Raw genomic sequence first — 17893 nt, forward strand, 5'->3', positions numbered from 1 at the left:
GAATGCGGTTCAAAGGAAAAGTCGCCCAAAAGTAGCATCAAAGCGGATCTTTGTCCATTTTCTTCTTCCATTTCTGTTATTAGTGTCCATTTTCTTTTTCCAAAAGAGCGATCGCGCCATTTATGCCTTTACGAAGTTATAAGCATTCCAGCTTGCAACTTGTCCAATTTCTTCTTCAAAACCTGTCCAAAATCTTGTAAAAGTCACAGTTTACCTCGGTATTGCGGATTATCCCGTTGCTCAACTGATGCGTAAAACGCATCCATATCCAGATGGATAATTTTCCGCATCATTGTAGTTGTTGAGGCATCACACATTTATACTTGCGGTCTTCTTCAAATAAATACATGATTGAGATAAATATCCCTCAATTCTGCATCATTGTAGTACATTAGCACTATCTTGCTACGCTATCCCTTACCTAAAACAATAGTTATCATCCGGGAACAGTTAGGGGAGTCCCATTATCTTTGGGTTTCAATTTCAGAATAAACGGAACTGCTTTTAATGCCCATTTAGACGCAGATGTATAAGAGGCTGCTGATTCTCCAAAGCAAATACTCAACATATCTGTATGAATTATCCCTGGATTCAGTGGAATAGCTGCCATACCTGCCGGTAATTCTTGTGCCAAAGACCGCGTTAGCCCTTCTATTGCCCATTTAGATGCACAGTATGGTGCTACGTCCGGTGAAGTCGAACGTCCCCAACCAGAACTAAAGTTGACAATGATACCTTGTTGCTTTTCTACCATTGCTGGCACGAAATGGCGAATTACATTTACTACCCCTTTAATATTGATATCTATTAACTGTGAAAATTCCTCGGATGGTATCTCCCACAAAGGTGCTGGTGGGTTAACGATGGCGGCGTTATTAATCAATATATCTGGTGGCTCATATTTAGCCAGTATCTCTGTCGCCCAATTTTTTACTTGTTGTTCATCTGCTACATCTATATTTGTAAAGTCATTGGGCGCACCAAAGCTATCTTTCATTTTTTCAATCGCTGCCACCGAACGAGCGCAACCAATGACTCTATGCCCCTGCTGTATAAAACCCTCCGTCATAGCGTAGCCTAGACCTTTGCTCACACCTGTTATTAAGATCCGCTTGCCCATAATTATTTTCCCTACTCTGTGTTTTTTTTGTAGCTAGAGTTTACTTTTCTCACTGGTGAGGATAATAGTATAGTCATCATCTTGGCTACTGATTTTTTAATTAACCATGAATCTTCCATTTGATTTGGTAGAAACTGTTCATGATGTTAACGGTCAGCCCTTTAGCGTTAACACTACTGAGGCTGATGTTTTTTGCTCTCTTCCAGCTAATCTCAAACAAATTCTTTGTGACGCTCACTTTGAAAATTACTTAGATGATCCTGAAATTAACGACTACGTACTTGGCATACTTCACAAATTCCAAAGCTTAGGCATAGCCGAATATTTGCCTGATAATAATTGTTGGATTCTCACGTCTAAAGGTTCAGTGATGCGTCAAGAAATTTTTGGATTTTGACTGGAGCGATCGCGCTTACTCCAGCAACTTATTCAGTATTACTTCTTGGGCTTCCCATCCAGCCCATACTCCCGTTCCACTGCTGCCAACAGCTTCGCCTGTAAAGCTGACAAATAAGGCTTCCCCTGTTTCCCCAACCCCTGCAACAGCCAATCTACTGATTCATCACGGCTGGACACTTGATGCAATCGCCGCAAGCGCATACATAACTGTTGCATAAACTTGCAATCGTTATCTAGCAGTTCTAAGGATTTCAGGTGTTCTATTTTCACTGCGTAGTCTCCGTCCCAGGTTTGGACTGTGCAACTAAAATCCCCAACATGAATAATTACACCCCAGTAACCACCTTTCCCCCGCAAATCTGGGTTGTCTTTCGGGACAAGAATGCAGATTTCTCCTTCGCGGTAGGGATTGGGGACAGGAGTGCGTTCTCGAATTCTGTCTACAACACTTTGGACTATGCGACCAGAAGGAATTTTATTACCTGCTTCTATTACTGCTTGTTGCCAAGCCGTCGCTTGTTGGGCAGGTTCTAGCTCTGCTTTGGCAACGGAACGTAATTGACGCTCACTACTTGGTAGAGGAATTTGCCGACCATTGGTCGGCAAATGTTTCTGAAGATTTTCATACACTGATGTAGCTGACATCTTCAAGTAAGCCGCATCACGGCTATAACCAAACCTATCTTTGCAATACTCCTCAAATGTTTTGTGCGTTGAACGATAAAGACGGCGATCGCGTAGTTCTATTAATGCTTTCCCTGCTTCATAGAAAGCCGTTTCCACTTTCTGTTCTAAAGCAGTGCGTAAGTGCTGTTCTTCCTGTGTTAACTCTGGCACTTCAACCGCCGCCACTTCAACAATGACTACCTCTGGTTCTTCCTGCTTGGGCTGCTTTTTTGTTGGCTTTGGAGTAGCGCTCGTTGCAGTGACGGTCTTTTTGCGAGGGGGTGTCTTAGTCATCTTCCCACCTCAAAGATAATGTTCCTGTTACAGATATTGAATTGTGGCATCATGTTAATAAGTTTCTTATCCACTCTCCAACCCTGTTTATGTGGCTGGGGTTTTTCATTAGCTTCCTATATCTTTGCAGTTGTCGTCAATTGCATAGCTTGAAAGACCGAACTGTGTAACCTTGTTTTCACTACTTGTCCTAGACCACTCAATCACTCACCATAGATGAGGCATTCAAGCAACTTTAGCAGCATCTAGTTTTTCGATATCAAGCTTTTACCACCAGGATAATTATGAAACCCATCATCAAAAAACCTGAATTTCTCGCTCTCAAAAAGTCTGTTGCTTCACAGCCAATTCCAGAAGAAGTTATTCTAGTAGAACCCGCCGTTGCGGACGTACCTATTGAGCAGCAGCCACCGCAAGAAGTCGCTCATCCTACCGTAGAATATCCTACTTACTACGTTCCAGCGCAAAGCTATCCAGTTCTACAATCTGTTGGCAACACTGGCTGGCAAGTTTCTGACATCTGGCGGGATTTGCGGGTTGACGACTTCTGTAATTAATAATCTATCTTGAGATAGTTGCAATATTTAACGCATCGTTTCAGTAGTCAGCTAAAATATGCTACTGATTTGTTTTAGCCTTATACTGGGATTTGAGAAACTTGTAACCAGTTTTTCTTCTTGTCTAGCAACATTCGCAGCCGCTTTTCCTGCAAAAAGTGTAAGGAGCTATTTTTGATACTCGTGTGTTCGGCTGTGGGATTTTGGGTGAGGAGCAGTTGGTGTTGGGCTAAGGCTAGAGCGATCGCACAGAGTAAGCTATATATAAGTTATGCTGCAAATTAAGAATAAAATCATCATCCCCGATAGCGAACTCGAAATTAGCGCGATTCGTTCTCAAGGAGCAGGGGGTCAAAACGTCAATAAAGTTGCTACAGCTATTCACTTGCGCTTCGACATTGAAGCTTCATCACTACCCGCTTTCTATAAACAGCAACTTCTAAAGCTAAACGACCGACGCATCACCCAAGAGGGAGTTGTTGTCATCAAGGCTCAAGAACACCGTAGCCAGGAGCAAAACCGGGAAGAAGCTTTGCAACGACTCAAACAACTCATACTAAGCGCAGTTGTATTGCCCGAAATACGCAAACCCACCAAACCAACTCGCAGTTCTCAAAAAAAACGTCTTGACAGTAAAACTAAGCGTAGTCAAATTAAGTCAATGAGAAGGCAGATAATTGATTAAAATCTAATGCTGCCAAAGAAAAGTGCTGAGGGCGATCGCTCCTTTTTCCTCTAAGAAATTGCAGATGCCCAGCAGTGAAGTAATTGCACCACTGGACATCTTGATTTAACTCATCCTACTTCTGCTGATTTGGGGAAGTTGACAAGCCCTTTTCAAACTAGTACTCAATGCCCAGCCCTGTTAAGTAGAAGCTCACCCGGTTGCAGCCAGATAGTAAGGCAGTGCCGATATGAGTGATCGCACTATCAATTTTTGTGCTTCGATAGGATGTCCTTTAAAGGTTAATGTTCTGAGTGTCATATTCAAAGCTTAATCACCAATCAAATCTGCCAATAAATTTGTCATCTCTTCTTGACCTTTTTTGCGATTGTCGTCGTACACGATTAATACATCCAGCTTGGCATGACGACTGGCTTTTTGCGTCTTTCTCACGTCCCCTTGAGTTACTTCCAAAAGTGTTGTAACGCTGCTATGGCGGATGCGGTGTGGTGACATGAGTTTTTTCACGTCAGCTTCATCAAAATAATTGACAACGATTTTGCGGATGCCGTCTCCAGTGAGGCGATGCCCCCGACTACGATTGTCAAGGGAGATAAATAGAGGTGAGGAGACGGTAATATAACCCCGGACTTGCAACCAATCACAGATAGCATTGATTGTTGCTGCGGACAGTTTCACCCATTCATCGTTCGTGCCTTGTCCTTTCCCCAAAATCCGCAATCTGCCAGAGTGTGGGTCGAAGTCTTTAATATTTAATTGACTCACTTCATTACGCCGGAGTAAATTTTCCCACAACAGCCGCAACAGTGCGTAATCTCTTTTTCCTTGAACTGTTGAGCGGTCAATAAGCTGGATAACAGCACTCATTGTTTGGGCATCTACCCCGGTGGTATCGCGGTAGGCTTTTACCTTCTCCAACTCTACATCTTCAAGCGAATAGCTACATACACCTAGCTTACGGGCAAACTTCACCAAAGATTTAATGCTGCTCAAGCGACGGTTAACCGTTGCTTCCTTTAAACCAGCAGCAAATAGCTTTGCTCTATATTTCAATACTACCGCCACCGCCCGCTTCTCGTTCAGGTGCAAAAACTCCAAAACGCTATCGACATTTGGCTCAATGCCTGTCATCGCCACGAAAAATTTCCGCAAATCTTTTTGGTATTCGCGCCGCGTGCTGGCGGCGCGGATATTGGCGAGCATCAAGGCAATGACATCCTGCTCGTCAGGAGTTGACGCAAAATAACGCTCAATTGGGGCTTCAAACGATTTTTTTAATACCTCCACCGCGTCATTAAATCCAGCATCATCGCTTGCTGTATTGAATGCACGCTTATGGGGATAGGAAGTATCATCCATAGCATTGAGAGCGAAAAAGGTAATTTTCGATATCAAACCTATTCTCCCCCTTTTTGTCCTCCTCGTCCCACTTTGGGACAATAAAATTTCTGTTATGCTTTCAACTTAATTATGTATTTAAATATACTACAAAAGTTTTTGCTCCTTTGATGAAGTGACCAGGAGTTGGGCCAATACTTTCGGTTAAGAGTTCTTTTCGTTAAGGCAGCAGAGGCGCATCGGAGCGGAGGGGATGGGGAGAAGTTTGTGCAACCTCCTTATCTCCCCTGCACCCTTGCTTGCCCTCACGACTAAATTCTTTATCCGAACGGTATTGGGATTTGGGCCAGGCTAAGTACCGCGATTGCTTCTAACGCCCCCAACGCCTGCGATCGCACAGAATACCCATTTTCAGTATTCTTGTGGGAAATTATCAACTTAGGAGTAATGTTTTAGATGAAGCTGGCAAAAAGTCGTAATTATTTATTTAAATAAAATGAGCATCAAACTATTAGAAAGTGTTGATTCTCCAGAAATTCAAGAATTTAAAGCGGAAATCCTATCAAAACGTAGTAGAGGCAATATTTTGTTTGAAATAAAACAAATAATCTCTGATATGACCCTTGAAGAATTTGAGGGTTTAACAGAACTTCTGGATTTATTTGTTAGTCAAATTGGGTATGTAGGGCTTGGCACTCACTGGAAAGAAATTCATCAAGCAGCAGCCCAAAAAATTTCAGCATTTGTCTTGACCAAAGATTTAGCTTATTCTTCAAAAATTATGACAATAGAAGAGGCAGAAGAAATTACTACTAAGATGTTCAACTTTTTTCAAAATTCATGTAAATTTTTTACTAACGCAGTATTTGTCAATAACTACTCTGCGCTTAGTGCTTGGGATTCCCTGACGGACGCAACATTTGACACAGGAATAATTATTGTAAGTGCTAGACTGATTGGAATATTGTGGGTTAAAGATGAAGACTAATAGCTGAATTATAATATAAATTAAAATTCAAGATTTTAACTTATATTTAATCAAAATTTAAGAGAGCAATGGCATATTGAATAAATACTTTAATAAACGCTATGCGGTTTTTGAAAGTATTAAATAGTTTAAATTATGCTGAATTTATACTATTGTGAATTGAATATTCACTGTTGATTTTTTTGTTTTAAATAAAGTAGTTTATCTACTATTGGAATTCATAAGCAACTAGTAATTAACTAAAGTAACCAACCTGTTAAGTATGTCTAAGTTAGCTTTTCCTTTAAAGATATCAACAGGAGCAGTTATACTGCTCACCTTTTGTGTAACTAGTGCAGATAGTGCCACAATTTCTGAAGGATTTGAGAGCGGTACGAAAACAAGTTATGCAGCTGCTGATGTTAATCTGGGTACGGGCTTATGGAATTTGAATGATGCTCTGATTGGCGATCTCAGCACTGACAGAAAAAATGGTGCAAAGTCTGCTCGTATTCGTAATAGTGGTAAAGTAACGATGCGATTTGACCGCACTACAGGTGCAGGCTCTATTACTATCAAACACGCTAAATTTGGTACTGACGCTAATACTACTTGGGGTGTTTGGTGTTCAACTAATAGTGGCTCTTCATGGACACAAATCGGTTCCACAATCAATACCACTTCCACAACATTACAAACAGCGACTTTTACACCTAACATCTCTGGTAGTGTTCGCTGTGAAGTTCGTAAGACTGATGGGACGGCAAACAGAACTAATATTGATGACATCGTAATTACTGATTATGGTTCTTCCGGTTCCACTCCTTCTTTACCAGCTGGTTCTGTCCCTTTCTTTGATGAAATCAATAACCCTGTATCTGGTTTAGCCTATGGTAGCCCAGCTGATGTCACACCGAGCGCCCCACCTCTCAACAGCTTTGACACAGCAGTGGTTAATCTTTGCGGCGCTCCAGGTACTGTTGTGAGCCCCACTGCCTTCCAAACTATGATGGCTAATAATCCTACTGTGTTGTCTAATATCAAGGCTTATGTGGGAGGATATATCAAAGTAGGTCGTACTTCTGATACGGATTTCTTGAACGATCTAACCGATCTCTGGTTCAATGTCGCAGGTTTTGACCATGTATTCTGTGGAGAACCAGTTCAAGGCGGCTCGATTGGTGGGCTGCATTTTGTTGGTCGTTATGTAGAGTTGCAAAACAAAGGTCTAGCTGGACGACTGAACAATAATACGTCAAGAGAAGAAGTAGTTCCTAACACAATCTACACAATAGGTGCAATCGTGAAAGTAGGTACTGGAACTGCTCAGTCTAGTATTAAAGGTTATCCTTACACCCTCAGTGCTGAAGAAATTTTGGCGATCGCTTCTTTAGGTTACAAGAACAACCCCAACACTAGCACCACTAACCAGGTATGTCTTCTGGGTGTCACTGATGAGAATAGAACTTTTAAAGCTGTATTTGTCAGAAGAGCGGGTGGTATCCGTACTTTCTATCCCGATGCTACTCCTGACGCTACCCCCGACTGTATCCAGTAATAAGACTGATGCAGTGATAGAAAATTAATGTTTTGGATGATTAGGGGTATAAAAGTATAAGCTTCCGCATCATTTAGAAAAATGACCGATAAACTCTGTTCCCGGACATTTTATTCACCATTCTACATCTTTGTTTGACACCCTTTCTTACAAGCCCAAGGGATACGTCAAGTCAGAAGATTATTAATTTATATTGCGATGCTTTTCGCTACTGCCTTTGTTTACCCGGATTTCTGAAAGAAAAGGTGTAATCAAAGTTACGGGCGTGATAAGGACTGCCTGCTTCTACAGATGAGAACTGCTTTGTATCTCCCACTAGTAGTTCACCAACCCAATATTGTTGTGTAGACCCAGCAAGGGAGCAGGGGAGCAGGGGGGAATGAAGGTACTCTCTCCCCTGCCCCTCTGCCCCGAAGCCCCTCTGCTGTCCACCACGCAAAGTTCTGTTGGCAGAGTACTAGCAGTACTCTGGCTTGCTCAAGATTAGCTCGTTCTAAAGTGGTACACTTTGTCTATACCAAGGTATGTACTGCGTGTAGAAATGCCAAGAACTGAACGCGAATCAATTAACTTCAAACTTCCCAAAAGATTAACTGAGGCACTTCGCAAAGCAGCAAGAGAACGGAAAACCACCGCCACAGATTTGGTTATCCAAGGACTACACCATATTTTAGGAGACGTACCAGGTACAGAAGAAAGTGTAGAAATTCGCTTGTATCAACTGGAAGAGGAGTTTTTTCGTTTCCAGGAAAGTGTGAGTGAAAGTAGCAACGACCAGCAAGAAAAAAGATTAACTAATCTCGAAGGTAAACTCGAAGAACTAACTCACAAACTTTCACGATTTGAAGGGGCATTGATCCAGATGCAAAATAGTATCAATACATCAAGGTCACGTAACAAATCAAGCGGCTACTCTTATTATCAGCAGACGAGTGCGCCAGTCAAGCTTAATCCCCACAATGCAGAAGAATTAGCAAAGCGTTTTGGCACTACTGCATCTACCATCGAAGAAAAACGTGCAACATTAAACCAGAAAGATTTTGAACAGTGGACACAAGATCGCGACTTTATTCATCGTTGTTGGCGTTTTAATGAAAAAGACAGGCTGTATTACCCAGTTGAGTAAAGTAAGTGATCACTCTCCCTCAATTACTACTCAAATACTACGTTTGTAATGCAAAACATTTCCCCACTTAGCCTATTTGCTGGTGAGGTTTGGTGCGGCGGTAGGGGGCGATCCAATACGGTTCGGTTAACAAATTTATCTGTTGAGGTGAGCAGGGGAGCGGAGGAGCAGAGGGGCAGGGGAGAGAGTACCTTCGTTCCCCCTTGCACCCCTGCACCCCTGCACCAAGAGCTTGCCTACACGAGTAAGTTTCTTATCCGAACCGTATTGGGGGGCGATCACCTTCTCATCAATTAGTATCCATTGGTTCTTCCCTGCCAATGCCAAGCGATCGCAGTTTATCTTGTACCGACTGAGCATTCACACCACAGTAATAAAACTGTTTTTGCGTTCTATACGCTTGTATAGAACGAGTATAGAAACTATATTTTCTAGTAAACTCTGAGTATAGAAGAAAGTATAGAAGCAGTATAGAAAGTCAACAGTTCGCTCATCTAGAGTAGAAATTAAGGTTGTACGTTTAGAATAAAGTTCTAAATATAAAATAAGGGTCTCTTACTTCTTGTGCCAAATCTGCTCACCCAGAGTGTTTTAGTAAGTACGACCTCGCAGCAGGATTGCCCACCATTGGCTACCTCAAAAAATACAAATCAGACAGTTATCATCTATATAAGTATACGTAGAATATTAATCGTTGCTCTAAAACTTATATACATTAGTTAGTTTTAGCCCAAGTATGGTGTTATTACCTATGTAATTCTGCACTAGAGCGGTTATTATGTAGCGAATAATGCGTCCGCATTAGTTTTTAAAATTTTTATCTAATCAGTTCTGCGGAAAAGTAAGTAGATTCATTCAATCTATGCTGACTCAATTTTATTGTGGGCGATCGCAACTTTAACACCTGCGATGCCTGCGGCGGGCTGCGCCTACGCAGTTTTGCCGTGCAGTTTTTAGGACTAGCGAAGAAAACGAATGTAATGAAAACCTTATTTGAAATTTGTAGCCCTCGCCCTGACATATTAAAAGGTAATATTCGAGAGTCGGATTTTGCAGCAGATTTAGCTCAGGTCATTAATGGTACAGCACCACCAGAGTATGCTTTACCAAATAAATTCTTTGCCAATACTCATCCCACCCAAGGGTTAAAAGCATTATTAAAAACTGTTTGTCAAAGGCTGCAAGGTGTGGGCGGTTCTGCCGTGTTGCGTTTGGATACTCAATATGGTGGTGGTAAGACTCATAGTTTAATTGCGCTGACCCATGCTGCACACGGAATGCAAAACGTAGAGAATGTTCAGGAATTTATTGAGCCTGAACTCGTCCCCAAGACCAGGGTGAGATTGGCTGCTTTTGATGGAGAAAATGCAGATCCGGTAAACGGTAGACCTCTCGGTGATGGTTTAAGAGCTTATACCCCTTGGGGAGAACTGGCTTATGGATTAGCTGGGGTGGCTGGATACGAGAAAGTACGTAAAAGTGATATCGAAAAAGTTGCTCCAGGGGCAGCTACAATTCAAGAGCTATTTGGTAATGAACCAGTATTAATCTTATTAGACGAATTATCTATATATTTACGTAAAATTAAAGGTAGAAAAGAACAAGACCAACTTACGCCTTTTCTAACTGCTTTATTTAAAGCTGTGAGTTCTTCAGCAAATGCTTGTGTAGTTTTTACTTTAGCAGTTGGTAAAGAAGGAAAAGCTACAGATGCTTATTCTCAAGAGAATGAGTTCGTAGCAGAAAAACTTGATGAAGCTACTAAAGTTGCAGGGCGAGTAGCTACACTTTTAAACCCAACGACAGAACAAGAAACTGTACAGGTTTTGCGTCGCCGATTATTTTCGTACATTGATGAAAATGCAGCCCAGGAAGTAATTCGTAATTACGAACAATTATGGATCACCCATCGCGGTGATTTACCAACTGAACGGGTGAACGCAGATAGAGTGGCTGATTTTCGGAATGGTTTTCCTTTCCATCCCGCGTTGATGGATTTACTTACAGATAAGCTCTCAACCCTAAGTACTTTTCAGCGTGTTAGAGGAATGTTGAGGTTACTGACACGAACCATTGCTTATCTTTGGCAAGAGCAACCAGCAAACACCTACGCTATTCATTTACATCACGTTAATCCAGGGTATATTCCTATTCGAGATGAGATTACTACTCGTCTCGAATTAGGGCGGTTTGACCCTGTGATTCAAAATGATGTAGCAGCAACCGAGAAAGAGACTTCCCTGGCACAACAGTTAGATGCTAAATGGTATGCGGGTTTAGCTCCCTATGCTTCTTTTGTTGCTCGAAACATTCTATGGAATAGCTTTGCGTTTAATGACAATTTACAAGGTATAGACGAAGTAAATCTGCGTTACGCTATCCTCGCCTCTGGTTTGGATATCAGTTTTATTAATGATGCGCGTCAAAGGTTTATTGTGGAATCTGCTTATCTTGATGACCGTCCGGCTGCACCCCTACGATTTTTAACAGAAGTCAACCTTGGTGTACTCATTCGCCGCCAGACAAAGCAGGTGGATCTAAACGAAGCCAGAAATCTGTTGCAAGACCGTATTCGGACTATTTTTGCTGCTGGGAAAACCTTTAATTTAATCCCCTTTGCAGGTGGAGCCTACGATGTGTCTGATGATGCGGGGGATGGCAAACCTAACTTAGTACTGATTAGCTATGATGCGGAGACAGTACGTAATGAAGCGGTAACAGTGCCACCATTAGTTGAAAACATATACCGCTATCAGGGAAATCAAGGAAGGTTTCGCCAATTACTGAACAATTTGGTGTTTTTAGTTGCGGATGATGCCACTCGTGATGAGATGAAGAACAAAATGCTTTATCGCTTGGCATTAGACGCGATGCGATCGCCTGACCGTTTAGCACAATTACCAGAACACCAGCAAGAAAAGGTTAACGAACTTTACAAGAAGTCCGAACAAGAATTAGCCATTATTATTCAACAGTGCTATCGTCATCTTTTTTATCCGTCTCGCAATCGCCTGGATGGAGCAAGCGTTGATTTAGCTCATACAGCTTTTGATTTACCTTCGGCTTCCGAACGTCCGGGGAATGGACAGCAGGAAATTATTAAAGCCTTGCTAGATAACCAAAAATTACTCCAGCCTAATAGTGAGCCTCCTGCACCAAATTATGTCAGAGATCAGACCCCATTAAAAAAGGGACAAATCAGCACGGCTGAACTGAGAGCAGAGTTTCGCAAAGACCCCCGTTTCCCCATCATGCTGAGTGATGACACATTCATTAAAATGGTGCGGTTGGGAATTACACAGGGTATTTATGTTTATCAAAGTGGGGATTTACTGTTAGGACAGGGCGACCCCTACGCCGAAATAAAAATTGATGAGCAGTCGATTATTTTCACCACTACCTATGCTAAAGAGCGTGGTATTTGGCCTCGTCCTGCACCTGCTGTCACAAAACCGAATGAAAACATAGAGGTTGATACAGATAATCCTGCTGATAGAGAGAGTGATCCTAGCACTTCTAAAGTAAGTGAAAAAACTGGTAGTTACAGCGTTGATACTATCAAGACTCCCGAACAAATTCCTGAAAAATCAACTCCAACCACTAAAATTTTTAAAGCAGAAGCACCATTACGGGAAGCTTTAAGCAAAATTTGGGAAGATGCAAAGAAGGCACAAATTAAGAAAATTAGCCGACTCAGTTTAAGGGTTTTTGATGTTAGTGATGGATTTAAGTTGCTTGGTGTTATTAATACTGTTTCAGGTGCAGACAAACAAGTAAAACTATCTGCTGAATATGAAACCACCAATAGCAGTAGTTTTAGTATCGAATTTGAAGGGCAGGTAAGTGATGCTCAACCAATTAAGGATTTCTTACAACCTCAATTAAGAGCAGCTTCTGAAACTCATTTAGAAATAACTTTTACCTTAAGCTACGCTAGTGGGCTAGACCTGAACACAGATGAACCGGAAAAGATAACAGATAAGCTTGCCAGATTTGCTACTGGTGCAGCTTTTGTAGAAGCTTATGCAGAGGCGTGTTAAAAATGGTTGTTGCTACTCTTCCTTTAAGTCAATTTTCACATCACTATAATTCTTTTACTAAGAATTTGAGCAAACCTCACTATCAATTAAAAGTAGAAAAGCTGCCAGGAAGTGATTTATCTTTAGAAATTTGGCAGTTACCATCTCCTGCTACACCACATCTCAAAAATCCCAAACGTGTTGCAGGGATTAAAGGCAGAAATTTTGCTTTAATCGAACATCGGTTACTACGCCAACTCAAGCAGATAGATATTGATTTAACCAAATTGCAACGAGGAAAAATCAAAGATTTTGACCTTGATGAAGAACAGGCATTGAGAATGGGTTTAATGTTTCGCGTGTTAGCACCAATGCGAAATCGGGAGAATATGTGCTGTTGTGCTGAGGGAGTTGAGGTGATGGGAAAAGAAGAAGCCGCCTACTGGTTGGGAATGGCGATGCACAGAAAAAATCCCAGACGAGTTTTGATGGCGTTGCGCTGTTTGTTGACAGACCCAAATAAAGATTAAAGGAATAAAAAATGACCCGACGTTTGATTGAGGAATGGCTACCTGTAGCGGAATTAAGTGCTGAAAGTACTAGAGAAAGAAGTGCAGCAATAACTCCTACACCAAATAGACTTCATGTATGGTGGGCGAGGCGACCTTTAGTAGCCTCACGCGCTGCTGTTTTAGCTTCTTTATTACCTGCTGATGCTGATCATGAAAAGTTTCTTCATATTCTAGGTATTCATGGTGATCCAGTGAAAGCACAGTATTTAATCGAAAAAGCACGGCGAACTGGAGAGCGGGTCAAAGATCCTTATGGATATGATCGAGCTTTTAAATATTGCCTAAATAGCAATGATATTACATGGTTAAAAAATGAATTAAATGTTAAAGAACTAACTCAATTTTCTATACTTGACACAACCGCAGGTGGAGGAAGCATACCTTTTGAAACAGCAAGATTAGGGTTTAATTCTATTGCTAATGATATTAATCCTGTGGCAACAACTATCTTAAAAGCTACAGTAGAATTGCCTATAAAATACGATATTCAATTAATTGAAGTTTATAAACGTATTAGTACAGAATGGCGTAAACGGATACATAAAAAAATAGAAGATTTATTTCCTGAACACGAAAATAAATCAATAAATGATATGACATATATTTACACTCGTACTATAATTTGCCCCTATTGCGAAGGTATTATTCCTCTTTCACCTAACTGGAAACTTACATCAAATGGGATAGGTGTACGTTTAAAACCTAATATGAATAAGCGTATTTGTGAATTTGAAATAGTACATAGAAGCAAAGACCAATCAGTTGGAACGGTTAGCCGAGGTGATGCTCAATGTCCATATCCTGATTGTAATCGAGTTGTTTCAGGTGATGAAATTAAAGCTCAAGCACAAGCTGGAGAAATGGGCGATCAATTATTTGCTATTGCGTATAAAGAAAAAATTGTTAGTACAACAAAAGCAGGAAAAATAAGCGAAAAGTGGGAAACAGGATACCGTGCGCCTCTATCTAGTGATGATAATTCATCAAAAATTAAAGCAAAATTAGAAGAAAAATTAAGTGAATGGGAAGCTTTAGATATTATTCCAAATGAATCTGTACCTCATGACATTAATGATGATAGACCTATTCAATATGGAATGCCATTATGGAAAGATTTATTTCATCCCCGTCAACTCGTATCTCATACTACAAGTGTAGAAGTATTCCGAGAATTATTAGAGACAGAAGAAGCCCAGGGAAAACTAGATGAAGTAACAAAATCAGCTTTTATTTATTTAAGCTTTGCTTTAGATAAAATGCTGAATTATAACTCTCGAATGTCTGTATGGATGCCAACGAGAGAAATTATAGCAAATAGTTTTAATCGCCATGACTTTGCTTTTTGTTGGTCTTACGCAGAAATGTCACCTCTCATAACGGGTTTAGGCTATGATTGGGCAATAAAACAAACTGGAAAATGTATTGAAGAACTTATTGAATTAATTCGTCCAGACATTGATATCAAAAAAGCTAACACCAAAAGTAAGCAACTTAAATTATTAAATACATCATCCTTTACTATACCTAACATTACAATTACTAATGATTCAGGAGATAATCTGTCTCATTTAGAAGATAAAAGCATAGATGCTATTGTCTTTGACCCTCCCTACTATGACAATGTTATGTATGCAGAACTTAGTGATTTCTTTTATGTCTGGTTAAAGCGTACCGCAGGTTATGTTTACCCCGAATTTTTCACCCGCCAACTAACAGATAAAGAAAACGAAGCCGTAGCCAACCCTGCAAAATTCCAAGGTGAAAAAGGCGCAAAAGCATTAGCAACTAAAGATTATCAAGAACGCATGGCGAGTATTTTTGCAGAATGTCGCCGTGTATTAAAAGAAGATGGCATTCTTACCCTCATGTTTACCCATAAAGCCCAAGGCGCGTGGGATGCTTTAGCCAGTGGTTTATTAGAAGCCGGCTTTACTATCACTGCTTCTTGGCCTATCAACACCGAAGCTGAAAGCAGCCTGCACATCAAAGATAAAGCCGCCGCTAAAAGTACCATATTCCTCGTTTGTCGTCCTCGTCCTCCCAAATCTGAAGAAGATACCGTTTATTGGGAAGACGTAGAAAAGGATGTGGCTAAAGCTGTCAGAAAACGAGTCCAAGAATTTCAAAAATACGGTATCAAAGGCGTTGATTTATATCTATCCTGCTTTGGCCCAGCCTTACAAGAATTATCCCAACACTGGCCTTTAACTCGTGGTACTCCCAAAGCCCAACCAAAAGCAAAATCCAGAAGCAAACAAACCAGCTTATTTGATGAATTTGATCCCTATGCAGTCACCCCAGAAGATGCACTAGATGCAGCTAGAAGGGAAGTAAAACAATGGCGCATGGAACAACTTTTAGGCACAAAACGCCAAACAAATTTAGATCCTATTACTGAATGGTTTGTGTTAGCCTGGGATGCCTTTGAAGCACCTCGTTTCCCTTACGATGAAGCTTTGCGGTTAGCCAGAGTTGTAGGTGTTGATTTAGATCGAGAAATCGTTGGTTATTTAGCACAAAAACAATCCAGCGATTTAATTTTATGGGATAGTAGCCAACGTGCCGCTAAAGCTGCTCTAGGTTCACCAGATGGTAGCCGTGCGATGATTGATGCACTACATCACGCTGCTAACCGTGCGCGTAGCAATGGGTTGGAAGCTGCCAAGAAATTGCTAGAAAGCAACCAAGTTGATAAAAATGCAGATTTCCAAACTGCTTTATTAGCAGTATTAGAAGTTTTACCTGTCTCCAGTACTTACACAGGTTTTACAGAAGAAGAAGGAGAAGTTGCAGAAGCTGCTAAAGATTTTGATGTCCTAGAAAGCTTGCGCCGTTTAGCATTTAGTGAAAAAGTTCCCCAGCCCAAACAATTAGAACTGTGGTTGAATATTCAAACTGCATAAGGAATTGACTTATGAAAAATCAAAAAGAAACCATTCGTAAAATGGTTACTTATCTCAATAATGAAGAGAAAGATGGTGGCTTTTGGTTGCCTAATATTCAACGCCCTTTTGTTTGGTCAGAAGAACAAATCGAGCGATTATTCGACTCGATTATGCGTGAATACCCAATTAGCACTCTCTTAGTGTGGCGCACAAATGCCAAAATTAAGTGCCGTAAGTTTATTGACCATTATAAACAAAGCTTGAAACTTTTCGATTTTTATGTTACCGAAAATAACCAAGTTAAATTACTGGTTTTAGATGGTCAACAACGCTTGCAAGCTATGTTTATTGGCTTAAAAGGTAGTTATGAAAGAAAAGAATTATTTTTTAATGTTCTGAGTGGAGATTTAGTTGCACCAGAAGATATCCGCTATCAATTTAAGTTTTTAAATGCTGATAAAGTTAAATTTCCTTGGATTAAATTTAAAGATATTATTTTTAACCATAATAAATTTAACACAATTGCTCAATCGATTATTGCACTTCAAGATGATTTAAGTAATGAAGAGAAGAGCAGAATTTTCGATAATGTAGCATTGGCTATTAATCAATTCTGTTCATTAGAATTTTTAATATATCAAGAACTTGATAGCGTTGATAACCCAGAAGCCTATCAAGAAGAAGATGTTGTAGAAATTTTCATTAGAGCAAATTCTGGTGGAACTCAGTTAGGTAAATCTGATTTACTCTTTTCTTTGTTAACATCCAGTTGGGATGATGCAGATGAAGAGTTGGAAGCCTTGATAGATGAATTGAATCGAAGTGGCTATAGTTTTACCAGAGACTTTATTTTAAAAACCTGTATTACTCTACTTGATAAAGGAGCGCAGTATGACGTTAATAAGTTTAGAGATGGAGTAACTAGGGAAGAAATCATCAAAAACTGGGATAACATAGCTAATGCTATCAAAGATGTTAAAGATTTTTTGTTTGGTAAAACTTTTCTACAGACTGATAAAGCTGTTCCTTCTTACTTAGCACTAATTCCTATAATATATTTTCGCTATCATTATCCTAAAAAGTGGTCTAATATTCAGCAGTTAGACACCTATATTTTAAGAACCTTACTCACAGGTGCTTTTAGTGGTAATCCTGATAAGTTAATTGATAAATTAACCAGGAAAATTAAAGAAACTGAAGAATTTAATGTTAAGCAACTATTTGGTGTAATTCGTGCTGATGGCAGAAATTTAGAAATTACCGAATCGAATATTTTAGGACAGCATTACTCCTCTAAATATATTCATATATATTTTAATCTGTGGTATCAACGCTTTGATTATCATCCAGCATATTATGCTAACTTACCACAGATTGACCATATTTTTCCTCAATCTGTACTACGCAAAATTAAAACAATTAATCCAAATACAGGACGCAAAGATATCCTTAAATACCTGCAATTTGACCGCGATCAGATTGCTAACTGTATGCTATTAACTGCCCAAGAAAACGGTGCTGGAGGTAAAAAAGATATTCTTCCTGAGCAATGGTTTAGTGGCAAAGATGATAGCTATTTAGATTTACATCTAATTCCCAAAGAGCGAGAACTGTGGAAATTAGACAATTATCAGCAATTTATTGAAGCCAGAAAAAAATTAATTTTAGAAAAATTTAGTTTTATGATTCAAACTAATATCTAAAAAC

14 protein-coding genes are annotated in these 17893 nt (G+C 40.1%); 10 read left to right on the forward strand and 4 right to left on the reverse strand.

Features of this window, described 5'->3' with window-relative positions:
* Positions 1 to 203 precede the first annotated feature (203 nt).
* On the reverse strand, positions 204 to 317 hold the full coding sequence (locus tag H6G69_RS34825) for a hypothetical protein (protein ID WP_397326949.1): 114 nt from the start codon (positions 315 to 317) through the stop codon (positions 204 to 206).
* Between the two features lie 119 nt (positions 318 to 436).
* Entirely contained in the window at positions 437 to 1120 is a 684-nt protein-coding gene (locus H6G69_RS18730; RefSeq protein WP_190690539.1) for an SDR family oxidoreductase, read from the reverse strand.
* 106 nt (positions 1121 to 1226) lie between these two features.
* On the opposite strand from H6G69_RS18730, the gene H6G69_RS18735 reads away from it, so the two are divergent.
* A complete protein-coding gene (locus H6G69_RS18735; protein WP_190690558.1) occupies positions 1227 to 1517 on the forward strand; it encodes a hypothetical protein in 291 nt (96 codons plus the stop codon).
* 38 nt (positions 1518 to 1555) lie between these two features.
* Here H6G69_RS18735 and H6G69_RS18740 read toward each other — a convergent pair whose 3' ends face one another.
* Positions 1556 to 2479, reverse strand: a complete 924-nt coding sequence (locus H6G69_RS18740; protein WP_190690561.1) for a hypothetical protein — start codon at positions 2477 to 2479, stop codon at positions 1556 to 1558.
* A 284-nt stretch (positions 2480 to 2763) separates the two neighbouring features.
* Between H6G69_RS18740 and H6G69_RS18745 the strand changes: the two genes are divergently transcribed.
* The gene (locus H6G69_RS18745) at positions 2764 to 3036 is read left to right on the forward strand and encodes a hypothetical protein (RefSeq protein WP_190690565.1); all 273 of its coding nucleotides are present in this window, start codon (positions 2764 to 2766) and stop codon (positions 3034 to 3036) included.
* A gap of 271 nt (positions 3037 to 3307) precedes the next feature.
* A complete protein-coding gene (gene arfB / locus H6G69_RS18750; protein ID WP_190690568.1) occupies positions 3308 to 3721 on the forward strand; it encodes an alternative ribosome rescue aminoacyl-tRNA hydrolase ArfB in 414 nt (137 codons plus the stop codon).
* 309 nt (positions 3722 to 4030) lie between these two features.
* Here arfB and H6G69_RS18755 read toward each other — a convergent pair whose 3' ends face one another.
* The gene (locus H6G69_RS18755; protein ID WP_242072107.1) at positions 4031 to 5116 is read right to left on the reverse strand and encodes a tyrosine-type recombinase/integrase; all 1086 of its coding nucleotides are present in this window, start codon (positions 5114 to 5116) and stop codon (positions 4031 to 4033) included.
* 439 nt (positions 5117 to 5555) lie between these two features.
* Between H6G69_RS18755 and H6G69_RS18760 the strand changes: the two genes are divergently transcribed.
* The 7 genes from H6G69_RS18760 (at position 5556) to H6G69_RS18790 (ending at position 17889) form a co-directional block, all read left to right on the forward strand.
* Positions 5556 to 6047 carry a hypothetical protein gene (locus H6G69_RS18760; protein WP_190690573.1) on the forward strand — a complete coding sequence of 164 codons (492 nt, stop codon included), beginning with the start codon at positions 5556 to 5558 and terminating at the stop codon, positions 6045 to 6047.
* A gap of 262 nt (positions 6048 to 6309) precedes the next feature.
* Positions 6310 to 7584, forward strand: coding sequence for an EndoU domain-containing protein (locus H6G69_RS18765; RefSeq protein ID WP_190690576.1), 1275 nt, complete (start codon positions 6310 to 6312; stop codon positions 7582 to 7584).
* A 541-nt stretch (positions 7585 to 8125) separates the two neighbouring features.
* Complete coding sequence (locus H6G69_RS18770; protein WP_190690579.1) at positions 8126 to 8710, forward strand: hypothetical protein; 585 nt, start codon at positions 8126 to 8128, stop codon at positions 8708 to 8710.
* An 881-nt stretch (positions 8711 to 9591) separates the two neighbouring features.
* Positions 9592 to 12750, forward strand: a complete 3159-nt coding sequence (locus H6G69_RS18775; RefSeq protein ID WP_199336108.1) for an ATP-binding protein — start codon at positions 9592 to 9594, stop codon at positions 12748 to 12750.
* 2 nt (positions 12751 to 12752) lie between these two features.
* Positions 12753 to 13259 (forward strand): hypothetical protein, encoded by a 507-nt coding sequence (locus H6G69_RS18780; RefSeq protein ID WP_199336110.1) that lies wholly within the window; start codon positions 12753 to 12755, stop codon positions 13257 to 13259.
* Between the two features lie 11 nt (positions 13260 to 13270).
* Positions 13271 to 16204, forward strand: a complete 2934-nt coding sequence (locus H6G69_RS18785; protein WP_190690582.1) for a DUF1156 domain-containing protein — start codon at positions 13271 to 13273, stop codon at positions 16202 to 16204.
* A gap of 11 nt (positions 16205 to 16215) precedes the next feature.
* A complete protein-coding gene (locus tag H6G69_RS18790) occupies positions 16216 to 17889 on the forward strand; it encodes a DUF262 domain-containing protein (protein ID WP_190690585.1) in 1674 nt (557 codons plus the stop codon).
* Positions 17890 to 17893: the final 4 nt, after the last annotated feature.

The sequence above is a fragment of the Nostoc sp. FACHB-110 genome, from assembly GCF_014697425.1.
Taxonomy (GTDB): domain Bacteria; phylum Cyanobacteriota; class Cyanobacteriia; order Cyanobacteriales; family Nostocaceae; genus Nostoc_B.